The 14,718-nt window shown below is 35.6% G+C and carries 15 protein-coding genes; 8 read left to right on the forward strand and 7 right to left on the reverse strand.

Features of this window, described 5'->3' with window-relative positions:
* Window positions 1-29: 29 nt before the first annotated feature.
* Complete coding sequence (gene guaD / locus FG384_RS15630; RefSeq protein ID WP_142643603.1) at window positions 30-1,397, reverse strand: guanine deaminase; 1,368 nt, start codon at window positions 1,395-1,397, stop codon at window positions 30-32.
* Window positions 1,398-1,855: 458 nt separating this feature from the next.
* Here guaD and FG384_RS15635 point away from each other — a divergent pair, with 458 nt between their 5' ends.
* Window positions 1,856-3,229: an amino acid permease gene (locus tag FG384_RS15635; protein WP_142643605.1), complete on the forward strand. Its 1,374-nt coding sequence runs from the start codon at window positions 1,856-1,858 to the stop codon at window positions 3,227-3,229.
* Between the two features lie 746 nt (window positions 3,230-3,975).
* On the opposite strand, the gene FG384_RS15640 is transcribed toward FG384_RS15635, so the two are convergent.
* From FG384_RS15640 to FG384_RS15665, 6 genes are all read right to left on the reverse strand, one after another.
* The gene (locus FG384_RS15640) at window positions 3,976-4,545 is read right to left on the reverse strand and encodes a kinase (protein ID WP_142643606.1); all 570 of its coding nucleotides are present in this window, start codon (window positions 4,543-4,545) and stop codon (window positions 3,976-3,978) included.
* Between the two features lie 16 nt (window positions 4,546-4,561).
* Window positions 4,562-5,482 (reverse strand): NAD-dependent epimerase/dehydratase family protein, encoded by a 921-nt coding sequence (locus FG384_RS15645; RefSeq protein WP_142643608.1) that lies wholly within the window; start codon window positions 5,480-5,482, stop codon window positions 4,562-4,564.
* 73 nt (window positions 5,483-5,555) lie between these two features.
* On the reverse strand, window positions 5,556-6,626 hold the full coding sequence (locus tag FG384_RS15650; RefSeq protein ID WP_142643610.1) for a phosphotransferase: 1,071 nt from the start codon (window positions 6,624-6,626) through the stop codon (window positions 5,556-5,558).
* Window positions 6,627-6,647: 21 nt separating this feature from the next.
* Window positions 6,648-7,835, reverse strand: a complete 1,188-nt coding sequence (locus FG384_RS15655; RefSeq protein ID WP_142643612.1) for a carboxylate--amine ligase — start codon at window positions 7,833-7,835, stop codon at window positions 6,648-6,650.
* Window positions 7,825-9,177, reverse strand: a complete 1,353-nt coding sequence (locus FG384_RS15660) for a glycosyltransferase family 4 protein (RefSeq protein WP_240793448.1) — start codon at window positions 9,175-9,177, stop codon at window positions 7,825-7,827. Before FG384_RS15660 ends, FG384_RS15655 begins: the two co-directional genes overlap by 11 nt.
* Window positions 9,174-9,830: a PIG-L deacetylase family protein gene (locus tag FG384_RS15665; RefSeq protein ID WP_142643614.1), complete on the reverse strand. Its 657-nt coding sequence runs from the start codon at window positions 9,828-9,830 to the stop codon at window positions 9,174-9,176. The genes FG384_RS15660 and FG384_RS15665 overlap by 4 nt, the downstream gene beginning before the upstream one ends.
* Window positions 9,831-10,373: 543 nt before the next feature.
* On the opposite strand from FG384_RS15665, the gene FG384_RS15670 reads away from it, so the two are divergent.
* The 7 genes from FG384_RS15670 (at window position 10,374) to FG384_RS15695 (ending at window position 14,614) form a co-directional block, all read left to right on the forward strand.
* Entirely contained in the window at window positions 10,374-11,153 is a 780-nt protein-coding gene (locus tag FG384_RS15670; RefSeq protein WP_142643616.1) for a LysM peptidoglycan-binding domain-containing protein, read from the forward strand.
* Window positions 11,154-11,290: 137 nt separating this feature from the next.
* On the forward strand, window positions 11,291-11,425 hold the full coding sequence (locus FG384_RS20340; protein WP_276612770.1) for a hypothetical protein: 135 nt from the start codon (window positions 11,291-11,293) through the stop codon (window positions 11,423-11,425).
* 21 nt (window positions 11,426-11,446) lie between these two features.
* Window positions 11,447-12,076 carry a DUF2238 domain-containing protein gene (locus FG384_RS15675; protein WP_142643618.1) on the forward strand — a complete coding sequence of 210 codons (630 nt, stop codon included), beginning with the start codon at window positions 11,447-11,449 and terminating at the stop codon, window positions 12,074-12,076.
* Window positions 12,077-12,225: 149 nt separating this feature from the next.
* Complete coding sequence (locus FG384_RS15680; protein ID WP_142643619.1) at window positions 12,226-12,651, forward strand: DMT family transporter; 426 nt, start codon at window positions 12,226-12,228, stop codon at window positions 12,649-12,651.
* Window positions 12,652-12,684: 33 nt separating this feature from the next.
* Window positions 12,685-13,383: a Crp/Fnr family transcriptional regulator gene (locus FG384_RS15685; protein ID WP_142643621.1), complete on the forward strand. Its 699-nt coding sequence runs from the start codon at window positions 12,685-12,687 to the stop codon at window positions 13,381-13,383.
* Between the two features lie 36 nt (window positions 13,384-13,419).
* Window positions 13,420-13,872 (forward strand): DMT family transporter, encoded by a 453-nt coding sequence (locus tag FG384_RS15690; protein WP_142643623.1) that lies wholly within the window; start codon window positions 13,420-13,422, stop codon window positions 13,870-13,872.
* Window positions 13,873-13,963: 91 nt separating this feature from the next.
* Entirely contained in the window at window positions 13,964-14,614 is a 651-nt protein-coding gene (locus tag FG384_RS15695) for an SIMPL domain-containing protein (RefSeq protein ID WP_142643625.1), read from the forward strand.
* The last annotated feature ends 104 nt before the right edge of the window (window positions 14,615-14,718 follow it).

A 14,718-nucleotide genomic window follows, 5' to 3' on the forward strand; every position in this document is an offset into this window, starting at 1 on the left:
TAATGAACACCTCAAAATTTTAATTTTTCTTACTTACGTGAATGAACTCTTTCACCTTGGATCCAAACTTCGCGAATGTTTTCTGGTCGAACTAGATACATAATTTTTTGGAAAACATCATTTAAATCTTCGCTCTCATCAAAAATCGGTAGCTTTGCAGTAGCCAGTTTCGTATCGATGATTTGTGCATCCCATGCATAGTTTTCAGCTAACCTACCGATTGGCAAGCTTAAACTTTCTCCACCACCAGCAGTTGCAAGGTAGAAAGCTTCGTTAATCGTAATGCGTGATGCTGGAACACCGCGTTCCTCAGCAGGGAGAGACGGATTAACACCGTCTTCTAACATTCTGGACGACATCACAGCTTGTCTCGCATTGTCAAAAAGACTAGGTGAAAAACCTCCAGAGATATCGGATCCTAAACCAATCTCAACACCTTTAGAGTGCAGATGAGCAATTGGAATGACGCTATTAGCAAAATAAGCATTGGAGATTGGGCAATGGCAGACCGCGGTTCCCGTTTTAGCAAATAAATCTGCGTCGTCATCATTTAAGAAATTACAATGAGCCATTACGGACTTTTTACTTAACAGCCCAAAATCATGTAAGGCAAAGGCATCGTTCTTTTGGAAACGGTCTTGTACATAACCATGCTCCCAATCACTTTCGCTGCAATGCGACTGAATGTGGGTATCATATTTAGCAGCCAATTCACCTAAACCTTTTAATGCATCATCTGTACAGCTTGGTATAAAGCGCGGTGTAACTACTGGGTACACGCCTTGTTTAGTTGTTTTAGCTAATTCTTTCACAGCAATAATAAATTCTTCTGTATCTGCTAATGCTGTTTGCGTAGTAGCATCACGATAAAATGTTGGGTTTTGTTCAGGATTATCCATTACCACTTTCCCAACTAGCCCTCGCTGCCCTTTGTTTGCACAAATTTCAGCTAGTAATAAACTTGCTTCTTTATGAACAGTCGCAAAGTAAAGCGCTGTAGTTGTTCCGTTAGCTAGCAGAGTGTTTACTACATCTTCGTATACATTTTCCGCAAATTCTAAATCCGAAAATTTAGACTCTATTGGGAATGTATAAGTATTCAACCAATCATAGAGTGGAATGTCTAATGCTGTTCCGGCTTGAGCCCATTGAGGAGCGTGAACATGCAAATCGATAAAGCCAGGTAAGAAATATTGGCCATCATCTAAACGATGAAAGTTTTCTTCTCCTTCATAAGCTTCTAATAAAGTGTGATAATCTACATCTTCCGGTGAAACTATTTTTTCGATGATTCCACTAGCGTTAATACAGAAAAGATAATTATGTAGGATTTCTACTTCTTTCTGTGTCTTACTTGTAAAAGCAGTCCCTTGGAAAATTCGTGCATATTTTGTCATTAATTACACCTCAATGTTCGTATTTAGAAATTATATTCGATATTATAGAGCAAAATAAATGAGTAGTATATACAATAAACGAATATTATATATAATATTTTTAAAAATGTTTGCATTTTGTAATATTTTTTTATAAAGAGAGTTTCAGTGATAAAAATGACAATACCTTCCAAGTAGATGATGTTGGAAGCCTGTTGTTATAAGAATTAGATTTAGTTTATTGTTTTTTAAAAATATTAAAAAATCATTTTATTTTCATCTACTTTGCTCTTAGAATTGTGAAAATTACAGTGTTTTTCCTAAAAATACATTTGTGTTCATTGCACATATTTATTATTATAAAACAAATAAAATAACTCCTATGAGTTTTCATACTTCATAGAGATTCTATTAGAGACTTGTAAGTAAGAATATGTATTCTAACTAAAGCCGCTAATATTGCATTGGGAGGGTTCATCATGTCAAACAAAGAATTAAAGAGAGGGCTTGAGGCACGTCATATTCAAATGATTGCTTTGGGAGGTACGATTGGTGTTGGATTGTTTATGGGTTCTGCGAGTTCAATTAAATGGACAGGCCCATCTGTTATGCTTGCCTATGCAATCGCAGGTATTTTTATATTTTTTATTATGCGCTCTATGGGAGAGATGCTTTATTTAGAACCTACTACAGGCTCATTTGCGACCTTTGCACATAAGTACATGCATCCTTTAGCGGGTTATATGACGGCATGGAGTAACTGGTTTCAGTGGGTAATTGTTGGTATGTCAGAAATTATTGCAGTTGGGGTATATATGCAGTATTGGTTCCCAGATTTACCTGCTTGGGTACCAGGAGTTATCGCAATGGTAATTCTTGGTGCAGCAAATTTAGTTTCGGTTAAATCGTTTGGGGAATTTGAATTTTGGTTTTCTTTAATAAAAATAGTTACAATTGTACTAATGATTATTGCAGGATTTGGTCTAATTTTCTTTGGATTAGGAAATGGCGGACAAGCGATAGGATTATCGAATCTTTGGGCACATGGAGGCTTCTTCACAGGTGGCTGGAAAGGTTTCTTCTTTGCGCTGTCTCTTGTAATTGCATCTTATCAAGGGGTTGAGCTTATTGGTATAACAGCTGGTGAAGCGAAAGATCCAACCAAAACACTAACAAAAGCAATTCGAACTATTATCTGGCGTATACTAATATTCTATATTGGTGCTATTTTTGTAATCGTCACTGTGTATCCGTGGGATCAGCTAGATGCATTAGGTAGCCCGTTCGTTTCGACCTTTGCAAAAGTCGGTATTACAGTAGCCGCTGGACTCATTAACTTTGTTGTAATCACAGCTGCTATGTCAGGTTGTAACAGTGGAATTTTCAGTGCAGGCCGTATGCTTTATACATTGGCGATGAATGGCCAAGCGCCGAAAATTTTTACAAAAGTATCTAGAAATGGAGTTCCGCTATACTGTACAATTGCTGTGCTTATAGGTTTAGCAATTGGTGTTGTATTAAATTATTTTGCTCCACCAAAATTATTTTTATATGTATACAGTGCGAGCGTACTTCCAGGGATGATTCCATGGTTTGCTCTGCTTATTAGTGAACTAAAATTCAGAAAAGTAAGAGCTGCTGAAATGAAAAGTCATCCTTTCAAAATGCCTTTAGCACCTTTTAGTAACTACGCAACTATATTGTTTTTACTGGTGGTACTAGTTGGTATGTGGTTTAACGATGATACTCGTATATCTCTAATTGTTGGGGTTGTCTTCTTAGCTATTGTTGCAGCGAGTTATTTCATGTTAAAAATGAAAGACCGAAAACCAGTAGAAAATGATTCACTATAGTCTATAAAAAATCTGACCGTTTGATGTTAACTACATCATACGGTCTTTTTTTTAAAGATAAGAAAGTATATAAAATAAGAATGCCGTGAATCCATATTCATGGAATTTATATTGGATTAGTGGGACTGCTGAAATTCTTTCGAAAAAAGTAATTTGTAGAAAGTAACTTATTATTTTAGAAGGGGATGCTAGAAAAAATAAGGATTATATATTTATAACGAAGCAAAGAGCACCCGAAATTGTATCTTTGGGCACGAATCAGGAATAGTCAAGATAAGTTACACTTAATGGCGCTTGCGTTTTTCTTATGCTTCAACGATTTTTGGTTAGTTTGGACAATCTTTTAAATAAGTTGGACAATAAACGTCGAAGTTTGGACGATCAGTAGTAAAAGTTGGACAATAAACGTTGAAGTTTGGACAATCTTCATTATAAGTTGGACAATAATACAAGATGCACCCCGAGAACTAAGCATTTGCGGATCCAGAACTTTTATGGAGGAAGGGGTTAAAGATTCATACAATAGGCTAGCTCAACTATTGAGGGAAATATAGAAATGAGCATTTTTTGTTTTAATGAAGGGTACCAGGTTATAAATACAATTCGAAATTATTCTTGAACCTGGTACCAATCATTGAGGATTACATAGAGGGAGACGAACTGCTCTTCCTATAGAAATTTACAGGGAAGTTCATCTTTTGTGAGTGGGGAGAATTCGATGAGATTAAATATTTTTCTTTCTGAAGTCAACGAATAATGCTTTTCCATTCCTTATAAAGTGTTGGATTAAGTGTGTTCACATGTTTCATGAATTCTTCTAAATACCCTTTCTTTTTAATTCCCTCTAAAAATTTTGTGGGATTCTCTCTAACGGATCCAAATGCTCTTTTAAGATCAATCACTCTAATTTCCATCTCTTCGTCAAATAAAATATGACGAACCTCTGTATCAATTCTGTCAAATCCTACTTTTTTCAATTCAACTAGCATAGCTAGAATCTTTTCTACTATTGACTCAGGTAGTTGCTTCTCCTTTTTTAAAAATTGTGGAAGAGATATTCCTTTCACATACTCCATGATGATATAGTTTGGTCCATCCTCATACAGCCGTGGAATCACTCGAGATGATTGTCCCACTTGTAGCGCTTTCAGTTCTAATGCTTTTGTTTGTTCTTTTTCGAAAATTTTCACACAACGATCAGGTGTTAATTGAAAGACTGATCCATCAGCTCCTTTCCCAATCAGTTTATACTCATTTAAATCTTTAAGCGTAATTGTCCCTTTATTATTGGCTATTTTCGCCCAAAATTCTTCCATTACGGAAACACTCCTTTTATATTTTTTTCGATTTATAATAATTAAAAGTATCATTTAAGCCGTTCAATAAATCATACGATGGGTTCCACCCTAAGATTGTTGCTGCCTTCGTGTTATCTAATTGGCTATGTTGAATATCTCCATCACGTTCCGGCTTGGAAATAGGTGTAATATCAACTGATGCAAGTGACTTCATTATTTTGAGCAGCTCGTTTACACTTGTCTTTGTATTACTTCCTATGTTGAAGATTTCATTCGTTCCTTTGCTTATCGCTAGTACATTCGCCATAGCTACATCTTTTACATACACAAAATCCCTAGTCTGTTCTCCATCTCCATATATAATTGGAGCTTCATTATTTAGGATTTTTCTGAAGAAAGTTGAAATAACCCCTCCTTCGCCTTTAGAAGTTTGTTTTGGACCATACACATTGGCATATCTTAAAATGGTAAAAGGTATTTGGTTGAGGCTAGAGAAAAGTTGAATGTACATTTCCGAAGTATATTTAGAGAGGCCATAGTAGGATAGAGGCTTGATAGGAAATGACTCCGTTATACTGCAATCTGCGGTTTCTCCGTAAACAGCACAAGAGGAAGAAAATATTATTTTTTGAACGTTGTACTTTTTGCAGTAGTTTATTAAACGAATCGTACCCAAGATATTTTGTTCGGCATCGTGTTCAGGATTTTGAATCGATATGGCCACATCCACTTGCGCTGCCATATGGATAACGATATCAGGCTTTTCCTGTGCAAATATTCCTTCCAGTTGTGGCGCATTAATGTCCATTTCGATGAGATGGACTTTGGAGGGAACATCCTCTTTTTTACTTGAATTAAAATTATCAACGATAATCGTTTCATGTCCAGATTGGATTAGTAACTCGACAACATGGGAACCGATAAATCCGGCTCCCCCTGTAACTAGTATTTTCATTTGTTCATCACCACCTCTTGAATTCTCCATTTGAATAATTGATTAAACTTAAATTCTATATTTTTCGCATTCATTAATATAACCCTAGCTCTTTTCCCCAGATCATCGTTTTTTCCAAGTACCTTTTTAGTAGTGCACTTTTTTCTCCTCTTAACACTCTCCGTAAGTGATTTAACAGTCTTTTTTCTAATGTTCTCTGTAAATACGCCATTTTAAAGAGCTGCAGAGGATCCGTCTGGAATGTAATCCCATGTTTTTTCATTTCCTCACTGTATAGAGCTACACAATGTTTTCGAATGTCTTCCGCATCATGATGCCAATCACTGCGGAAATCGATTAATATTTCTATTAGAACGACAAGGTCAAACCATCCAGGAGCGTATTTTGCAGACTCCCAGTCTACCAATTTAATTTTCCAGTCTTCATCTTCGCTTGCATTATGACAACTAATATTATGAACATGGAGATCTCCATGTATGAGACTTTGCCCGCTTTCCATTAATTCAGGGAAATAGATAGGTCCCTTTTTTAACATGCTTTGAATGGCATGATAGCTAGGTTCTACTAACTCTCTTAAATTCGTATCCTTCATAGCCAAATCAAGGTATTCCTTTGTTTTTTCAAGATGTTTACTTCTATCTGAAGCCATCGACTTTGAATCATAATGTGGAAGCCAAGAACCAAAAACATCTTCATGCTTCAATGTTCGTTTCTCGAATGTTGAAGCATGGAATTTCGCCACGGTCGGAATAATGGAATCAAAGTGTTGAGGGACTAGCTTAATTTGTCCGCGTAATGGTTTCACATATTCAATAAACAACCAAATTTCCTTTTTATTTACATTTGACTCAATCCAATATACTTGAGGCATAAATTCACGCAGAGCTTGGTTGGCCTTTTGGTACATATTCATTTCTACTAAATGATTTTCTTTTAACGGCATTTTGTATATTTTCAACACAACCGGAATTGTTTCTATTCCATCTGTCATCATTATTTTCCAAATGCTCGTCTTTTCGCGTGAACTTTTAAGACATTCTATCTCGTTCTCTAGAAGTTCAACTTTTTTACCAAGAACTTTTTTAAACTTGTCTTTCCATTTAAAGTGATTCCACTGTTTTACAATTTCATCTTTACTACTCAAGGGTAAATTTCCTCCTTTCCTCTATACTTTTTGTTTCTTTACCCACAAATTTTTTACATGCGAAATAAAACTTCGAATAAATGGAAGGGGGTCATCCCAAGCAAATAGAGCTTCTACTTTTTTTCCTGATAAACCCTTAATCCATTCAGAGAATGTCATTTCACCATTTCTTCTTTTATGAAGAAATGAAATATAATCACGGACAAAATAAACCCATTTAATTCCTTCTTGTTGAGTCGTTACTGGCGATGGACTTTGACCAGTTAGCGATAAATAGTACAAGTAGGCTAAATCAACACCACATGCAATTGATAATCTTTGTGTTAACCCAATCCTCGAATTAATTTCAATAAACTTTAACTGTCCATCCCTTTGGTCTCTTTTAAATTCAGTAATGGCCAAACCTTTAAATTGTAGCTTTGTAATGAGAGCTATTGCATTTTGAATAACTTCTTCATCTTTTTTGCTTAGAACCATTGAAGAGGAGCCAAAATCCGGAGGGAATTGATGTATTTTTTGGTTCATATAGATTCCGATCAAATTCATTTGATCATCAAAAAATGTTTTAACCGAATAAATGCAAGTCTCGTCTCCGGGAATGATTTCTTGGAGCATTAGTTCCCCGAATTGCCGATAAAAGAGATACTTTTCTCGTAATTGGGATGCCCCTTCTACCATGATTGCTTTTTTGTACAACCGGTGGCCGATTCGTTTACGAAAATCTGAAGAATAGACAGGTTTTAATATACAAGGGAACGTAACTTCATTGGTAATTTGTTCAAGCTGTTGATCATCGTGTATAGCGAAGACTTTAGGACATGGAACATTATGTTTTACGGCCAATTCATATGTTAATCTTTTATCTAAAACAGCCTCGACTAACGAGTTTTCTGGTAAAAGAAAACGATAGTATAGAAATAACTCGGTTCTATGTTTGGAAATAAACTGAACAAAGTCATCAGAACCCGAATAGAGAACTGCTTTCTCGACAAAATCCTTTCCTAAGGTGGTAAGAAATCGAAGTAAATCCTCTTCCTCAGATATGGGGTTAGGGCAAATTCCACAAGTTGCGTGACGGGTTTTACCGATTTCGTATTTTCCTTTTATATCAAATGCATACACTTTAATTCCTTTTTTTCTCAAACTTCGAACGATACCAATCCCTGTAGCACTTAAATCCAACACAACAGCAGAAATATCATGTCGCATTTTCATTTTCTCCTTGCCTATGAAAGGATTGATAAATTTCTTCTATTTTTTTGATCATATTCGTACTTGTTAAATGCTTATCTGCAAAAGCTTTTGCATTTTGTGCTAAAGTTTCCCTTAATGCTGAGTCAGATAGTAGAAGTGATAATTTTTCAGCTAGTTGGAGTGAATTCCCTGGCTCAGCAATTAAACCTGAATGATTATCTTGAATGATTTCCGGTATCCCACCACAATTCGTTGTAATAATCGCTTTTTGGGCAAACATCGCCTCGATGATGGCAATTGGTAAAGTGTCACTCGTAGTTGGCAGTACAAAAATATCGGATTGGCTTAACAATCTAGGTATATCGTTTCTTTCACCTAGAAAGAAGACATTGTTTAATTGTAAATCTTGTACCTGATTCTCAAGCTCTTCTCTCATTTCTCCATCGCCAACAATCCAAACATCAACATTTTTTAAAGTACTCTTTAATAAAGAAAGAGCTTCAAACAAGTATTTATGGCCTTTGCGTGGGCGAAGACGAGTAATACAAGTAACAATCGTTTTATCTTCTAACTTTTTTCTCGCCCTCCTGGGGTTCATTGATTTAAAGTCGATCCCTGTATAGACTGTTGTTATTTTACTTTCCTTCGCACCTAACTTTTCAAGCATGGGATGAAATGTATCACATAGGGTAATTACATGGTCCGAACTTTCAACTGCTTTTTGATCCAATGATAAAAAGTAAGCTTCTTCTAAAGAACCTTGTTCAATCAAATTAAAATTAAGTCGACGTTGAGTCATGAACCCATGAGGAGTAAAAAATAGTGGTTTTTGATAATCTTCGTTAAGTCTACCTAATATATTGGCTGTAAATCGATCTTGTGCATGAAAGATATCGTATTTCTCTAAACTCATGTTCCTTAACATTATTTCGTAACTAGCGAGACGTCGGTTTTCCTTTACTATCTTGTCACTGTAACTACCGTAGCGATTGATATAAAACTGTTTAGTTTCTGTAACTATTTTTTTGTTTAGATCCTTAATCTTATTTGGAAAATGGTTGGGAGCAATAACATCAACATAATGTCCCAATTTCTCCATGCCATCTTTAAGAGTAGTTATATACTTTTGTAGTCCCCCGATAGCTGGATAATCCCAATATGTCGCAATTAAAATCCGTAGATTTTTACGTTTTTTCCTATCAAGGGAATCTTTTTTCTTTTCCTTTTTTCTCTTCTTCATTATTGTCTGATTATCTTCCGTGGGAGTAATATTCACACCATAGTATTGGTCTGTTGCGGAGACCAAATAAGGATATGGGACTTGTGAAGAAGAATCGTTCATTTGCTTATCTTTCATTTCCATACCCTCCTTATGATTTCAAAAGCTTCAGCATACTCAACTCCAATAGTCATACCGCGTACTTGGGCTAAATGTTGTACTCCTTTATATGATCGTGGATGAGGAAATGGTCTCATCTCTACGTCATAGAACTTAAGAGATTCTAGTTTTATGTCAATTGTGTCAGTAATATCGACATAATAATTAGGCTTAAAGGTTTTATCATTTGTCTGTTGACTCCATTCACTAGAAGAAACTGTTTCGAAACAAAGGAGTTCAAAAGGTTTTTTTCCGGGTAACGGGCGGGCTGCCGTTAATACGGCTTGAAACAGAATTTGATGGTCCTTGTTAATGTCTCCATAATGATGAGTAAAAACTATAGAAGGTTCATATTTTTCCATTAATCCTTCAATCTCTTTATTGATAACATGTAAAGGAAAAGTTTCTAATAATAGATTTGGGTATTCCAAAAAAATAATCTCTTCTATTCCTAAGTGTTTATTTGCGTTTAACATGGCCTCTTTCATTTGGTTCTCCTCTTCCTTACGCCCCTTAGCAAAAATAACGGTAATCACTTTATATCCATGATCAATTAATTTCTTTAAAGTTCCACCGCTTCCAAGGAGCTCATCGTCAGGATGTGCCGCAATTACTAATACATTTTCATTCAAATTTTTCACCTCAGCTTTATTAGGGATTTATAATACTTTTTGTAACTTGATCGGTTTGATAATGTGTGTTGTTAAAAAACATGTAAAATCAGACTATAGTTGTTTGAAAGATTAGTGAGTCGATCAATTGTTAGTTTAAGTACATGCTACATAATATGAGCTAAAACAAAATGGACCTTGGCTTTCTCCCCTGAAGATAGTAACTTTGACTCTACAAAAATTAACTTTAGGAAGGTATTCACCATAGCGATAGTGCATGGGTCCCTATTGATTTTTCTCAGTGTTTTATCTGGATGGAGTATAACGTCTAACTCAAGAGGAAATGATAAAGATAATTTAAGTGAAAAGGTAGATTTCATTTCAGAAAAACTAAAGAATTAATATTATGTAGAGAATTTCTAATATAAAAGAAAATATTACAATTATATCAACGCGATGAATTTTGTCATTTAATTGATAACTCTTATTCATTATTCTGCAATGGAACTGACATCTTCAGATGTTACACTAAGTGTCGTTAGTGAAAAGGAGGAAATTCATCTTATGAAAAAACAAATTATTGCACTAACCACAATTGCAGCACTATCAGTAGGGGCAGCGGGACAAGCGTCGGCATCAACTGTTCATACGGTAGAAAAAGGAGATACGCTTTGGGCTATCTCACAAGAGATGAACGTGAGCGTAGAAGATTTACAACAATGGAACGGGCTTGATTCAACAGTTATATACCCATCACAACAGTTAAAAGTAGAAGAAGCATCTGAGACGTACGTCGTGGTTTTAGGAGATACACTTTTTGATATTGCAAAAAAACATGGTCAATCGGTAGATGAGTTAATGAAGCGTAACCAGCTTACTAGTGACTTAATTTTTCCGGGAGATAAATTAGTACTTGAAGGTACGAAAGTGGCACCTACTAAGGTAAGTACAGCTTCACTTCCTGCTACTAATGTGTCTCAAACAACTGCTAAAACTCCAGCACCAGTAACTCCAGCACCGGCAGCACCAGCAGCACCAGCAGCAACTTCTGAAGCGAAAGAGTTGACGGTTACTTCCACAGCTTATACTGCTTCATGTGAGGGATGCTCTGGAGTAACATCGACAGGTATTGATTTGCGTTCAAATCCAAATCAAAAAGTCATTTCTGTAGATCCAACAGTTATTCCACTAGGCTCACGTGTTTGGGTTGAAGGGTATGGCGAAGCAATTGCTGGGGACACTGGAGGATCAATTAAAGGAAATAAAATAGATATTTTTATCCCTTCTAAAGAAGAAGCCCTTCAATGGGGTCGTAAAACGGTGAAAGTAAAAATTTTAGATTAACGAATATAAGAAAATATGGGTTCTAGATCTCATCATAGACTGTAGTCAAACTCGAAAAATCGAGCTTGTCTGCAGTCTTTTTTGATTTAATGACAATTGTTTCATAATCCGGTGAAAGTAAAAACAGGAGGTTATCATTGACCATAGCTGCGCCCTTACCAGATGTCATTTTTGTAATTTATGTATTAGTTATGGATGATGAAGATTCATACTATGTAATCTCGTATTATTTAAGAATTTGCGGGAAAGACTGTATATATATACTTATGTGAATTTGGGGTTATAAAGAAGGGATGAACAAAGTGGGTAAAGGTAAACGTTCCAAGGTAAATTTTTCTCTCCTTATTGTTGTTACTATAGTATTTATATGGTCAGTCATTAAACCGGCAGAATATTTGTCTTGGCTAGCTGAAGTTATTCCTGCAGTTGTTGTAATAATCATACTCATAGCAACTTATCATAAATTTCGACTTACGACACTTTCATATTTAATTATTGCCATTTTATCTATATTAACGTTTATCGGTGGACATTATACATACTCAGAAGTTCCTCTTTTTAATTGGATAAAAGAGGAGTTTCATTTACAGCGAAATAATTATGACCGATTTGGCCATTTTCTAAAAGGTTTGGCTGCGATTGTAGTAAGAGAAATTTTAATACGTATGACGCCATTATCTAAAGGGGCTTGGTTGTTTAGTATCACTACGAGTATTACGCTTGCAATCGCAGCGTTGTATGAAATTATCGAATGGTTGAGTACTAAAGTATCCACAGGAGGTAGAGTGTCTAAAGACTTTTTAGGAATGCAAGGAGATAAATGGGATGCGCAATGGGACATGTCCTTAGCGTTAGTGGGTTCTATCCTGGCGTTAATCTTTTTTTCGAAATTACATGATAAGTTTTTAAAAAATATTAAGTAAGAGAAATCGTAAATAAAATTTCTGCAGGCACTAAAACAATTCAAACTGTTTTAGTGCCTGCATTTTAATGACGTAGGGACATATGTCCTTTCCAAAATGTGTTCATCTATTTTTTAATAGAGAGAACGTTTGGAATGGAGGAGTGAAGTATGAAGGGAATTTTGTTTGCAATAATAGGTGGAGCTTTTATCACGTTGCAAGGAGTAGCAAATGCACAGATTAGTCAAGACATTGGTACATGGCAGACGGCAACGGTAACACAATTTACGGGTTTTATGGTGGCATTACTTATAGTACTGATCGTACGTGATGGAAAATGGCAAAAGTTTAAACAAGTGAAACCGTTGTATTTGACTGGAGGGGCATTTGCTGCTGTTATAATTTTTGGTAATATTACAGCTATCCATCAAATAGGAGTTACGCTTACTATATCAGCAATTCTTATCGCGCAACTTAGCTTCACCTTTATGATTGATATAAATGGATGGTTTGGTGTAGTGAAAAAGCAGATGAAGCTACCACAGTTTATCGGGATGGGAATGATGGTAGCTGGTGTTGTAATATTAGGACTTTAAATTTTAGTGCAAACTTCTAGGAGGGAAAGATTCATGAAGAAAACGGAGGATCGAGAGCAACTCAATTACTATTTGCATGTTCATCAAATAGAATCTGTATTTAACGAGGCATTACTACCCCATTTATCGTTATATAAGTTTGATGAAGGAGAAATTATATGTGAGCAAGGTGATCCCCGAAGCCATCTATATATACTTGTGAAAGGCAAGATAAAAATTTTTACTACTTCTTCGGAAGGGAGTAAGTTGATTATTGCTTTTAAGTCTCCACTTGAAATTGTAGGTGATATTGAATTCATTCAAGATATTGAAATGATGAATACAGTTGAGGCTGTCACTCCTGTTCACATGATTGGTGTTCACTATAATTGGTTGAACAAATATGGAAGTGATTATCCCCCGCTCCTGCAATTTTTACTTAAAATTATTACAAGAAAATTTCGCATCAAGAATGATTCTTTTATTTTTAATTTAATGTATCCAGTGGAAGTACGTCTTGCAAGCTATTTGCTATCTATTTCCTTTGATGAATCCAATGCTGATTTTAAAGGGAGGCTTAGCATTAATAATTTGAAAGATGCAGCTGGTTTGATTGGAACAAGTTATAGACATCTAAATCGAGTTATTAATCAGTTATGCGAAGAGGGTCTTATTGAACGTACGAAAGAGTATATACTCGTAAAAGACTCCAAACGGTTAAGTACCCTTGCAAATCATAATATTTATGAATGATTGGGACTAAAATATTCACATAGAGGAGTAGAGATTATGCTTGTAGGGCTATCAATGGCACTTATTGCAGGTTCTTTTTTAAGCTTGCAAAATATATTTAATACTAAAGTAAATGAACATACAGGTTCTTGGGCTGCAACAACACTGATATTAGGTATGGGATTCATTGCTTCCTTAATAATAGGATTCATAGTGGAAGGTGGAGATTTACTAGTCTTTCAAAACATGAAAACTTGGTATTGGTTTAGTGGATTTATCGGAGTAGGCGTCGTTACTTGTTTGATCCAGGGCATCAAGTTACTTGGACCTACATATGCTATTTCCATTGTACTTACTTCACAACTTTGTTTTGCCCTATTATGGGATTCGCTAGGCTGGTTAGGGCTTGAACAGGTCCCTTTTTCGCTGCAGAAATTATTAGGAGTACTAATTATTATCGGTGGTATTATTGTTTTTAAATTTGGTGGTGAAAGAGTAGCAGTGAAATAGTTTTCTAGCAATATCAATTGGTGTAATTGACAAGTTTTCAAGACAGGGAGCATAGGATAATTAGTATGTACAATACGGAAGGCGGAATCCGATGTATTATTCAAGCGCTCATCTACTGACATGCCCTCCTTTACGTGTCATCACCGTAACTGGGAATGGGAAAGTAGCTGCTCAACCGAATTATGTTCAAATCCGATTAGAAGTAACAACTGTAGGAAAAGATTTAAGTGAAGCTCAACAAGAAAATGCAATCATCATGAATCGTGTTATTCAGTCTATATTAGCTCTAAATATTCCAAGAGAAGATATTCAAACTGCAGCGTACAATATTTTACCGACCTATGATTATATAGAAGGAAAACAAGTATTCCGAGGTTATGAGGTTACAAATGCTATTACTGTAAAAGAAAGAGATGTAAGTCAAGTGGGTACAGTTATTGACACCGCAGTAAAGAATGGTGCAAATCATGTTTCGGGCATTCAGTTTAGAGTGGAAGATGCAGATGCTTATTATCAACAAGCTCTCCGCTTAGCGCTTCAAAATGCACAAATGAAAGCAAAGACAATAGCCGAAACAATGAAATTATCTTTGCACCCGCAGCCGATAGAAGTTGTAGAAGAAAGTAACGAGCCACCTGTACTATACAAATCTGTTGCAATGGCTGATCAGTCACTAGCTACGCCAATCGAACAAGGACAAATCACTATTAGTGCAGATGTTCGAGTAAAATTTCAATATTAAATAGGAAGGTTCTAGTATCTATCGATAGATATTAGAACTTTTTTAATACTCAAAAAATATTAAAATACTTATTTCCATAATGTGTTAAAATAAGTGGGGTATAT

Origin of the sequence: Psychrobacillus vulpis (genome assembly GCF_006861825.1) — a bacterium.
Lineage (GTDB): Bacteria > Bacillota > Bacilli > Bacillales_A > Planococcaceae > Psychrobacillus > Psychrobacillus vulpis.

Bases quoted from the DNA above. Each gene is read 5' to 3' on its own strand.
- guaD (WP_142643603.1), bottom strand. From the start codon at position 1,397: ATGACAAAATATGCACGAATTTTCCAAGGGACTGCTTTTACAAGTAAG.
- FG384_RS15635 (WP_142643605.1), top strand. From the start codon at position 1,856: ATGTCAAACAAAGAATTAAAGAGAGGGCTTGAGGCACGTCATATTCAA.
- FG384_RS15640 (WP_142643606.1), bottom strand. From the start codon at position 4,545: ATGGAAGAATTTTGGGCGAAAATAGCCAATAATAAAGGGACAATTACG.
- FG384_RS15645 (WP_142643608.1), bottom strand. From the start codon at position 5,482: ATGAAAATACTAGTTACAGGGGGAGCCGGATTTATCGGTTCCCATGTT.
- FG384_RS15655 (WP_142643612.1), bottom strand. From the start codon at position 7,835: ATGCGACATGATATTTCTGCTGTTGTGTTGGATTTAAGTGCTACAGGG.
- FG384_RS15660 (WP_240793448.1), bottom strand. From the start codon at position 9,177: ATGAAAGATAAGCAAATGAACGATTCTTCTTCACAAGTCCCATATCCT.
- FG384_RS15670 (WP_142643616.1), top strand. From the start codon at position 10,374: ATGAAAAAACAAATTATTGCACTAACCACAATTGCAGCACTATCAGTA.
- FG384_RS15675 (WP_142643618.1), top strand. From the start codon at position 11,447: ATGAACAAAGTGGGTAAAGGTAAACGTTCCAAGGTAAATTTTTCTCTC.
- FG384_RS15680 (WP_142643619.1), top strand. From the start codon at position 12,226: ATGAAGGGAATTTTGTTTGCAATAATAGGTGGAGCTTTTATCACGTTG.
- FG384_RS15685 (WP_142643621.1), top strand. From the start codon at position 12,685: ATGAAGAAAACGGAGGATCGAGAGCAACTCAATTACTATTTGCATGTT.
- FG384_RS15690 (WP_142643623.1), top strand. From the start codon at position 13,420: ATGCTTGTAGGGCTATCAATGGCACTTATTGCAGGTTCTTTTTTAAGC.
- FG384_RS15695 (WP_142643625.1), top strand. From the start codon at position 13,964: ATGTATTATTCAAGCGCTCATCTACTGACATGCCCTCCTTTACGTGTC.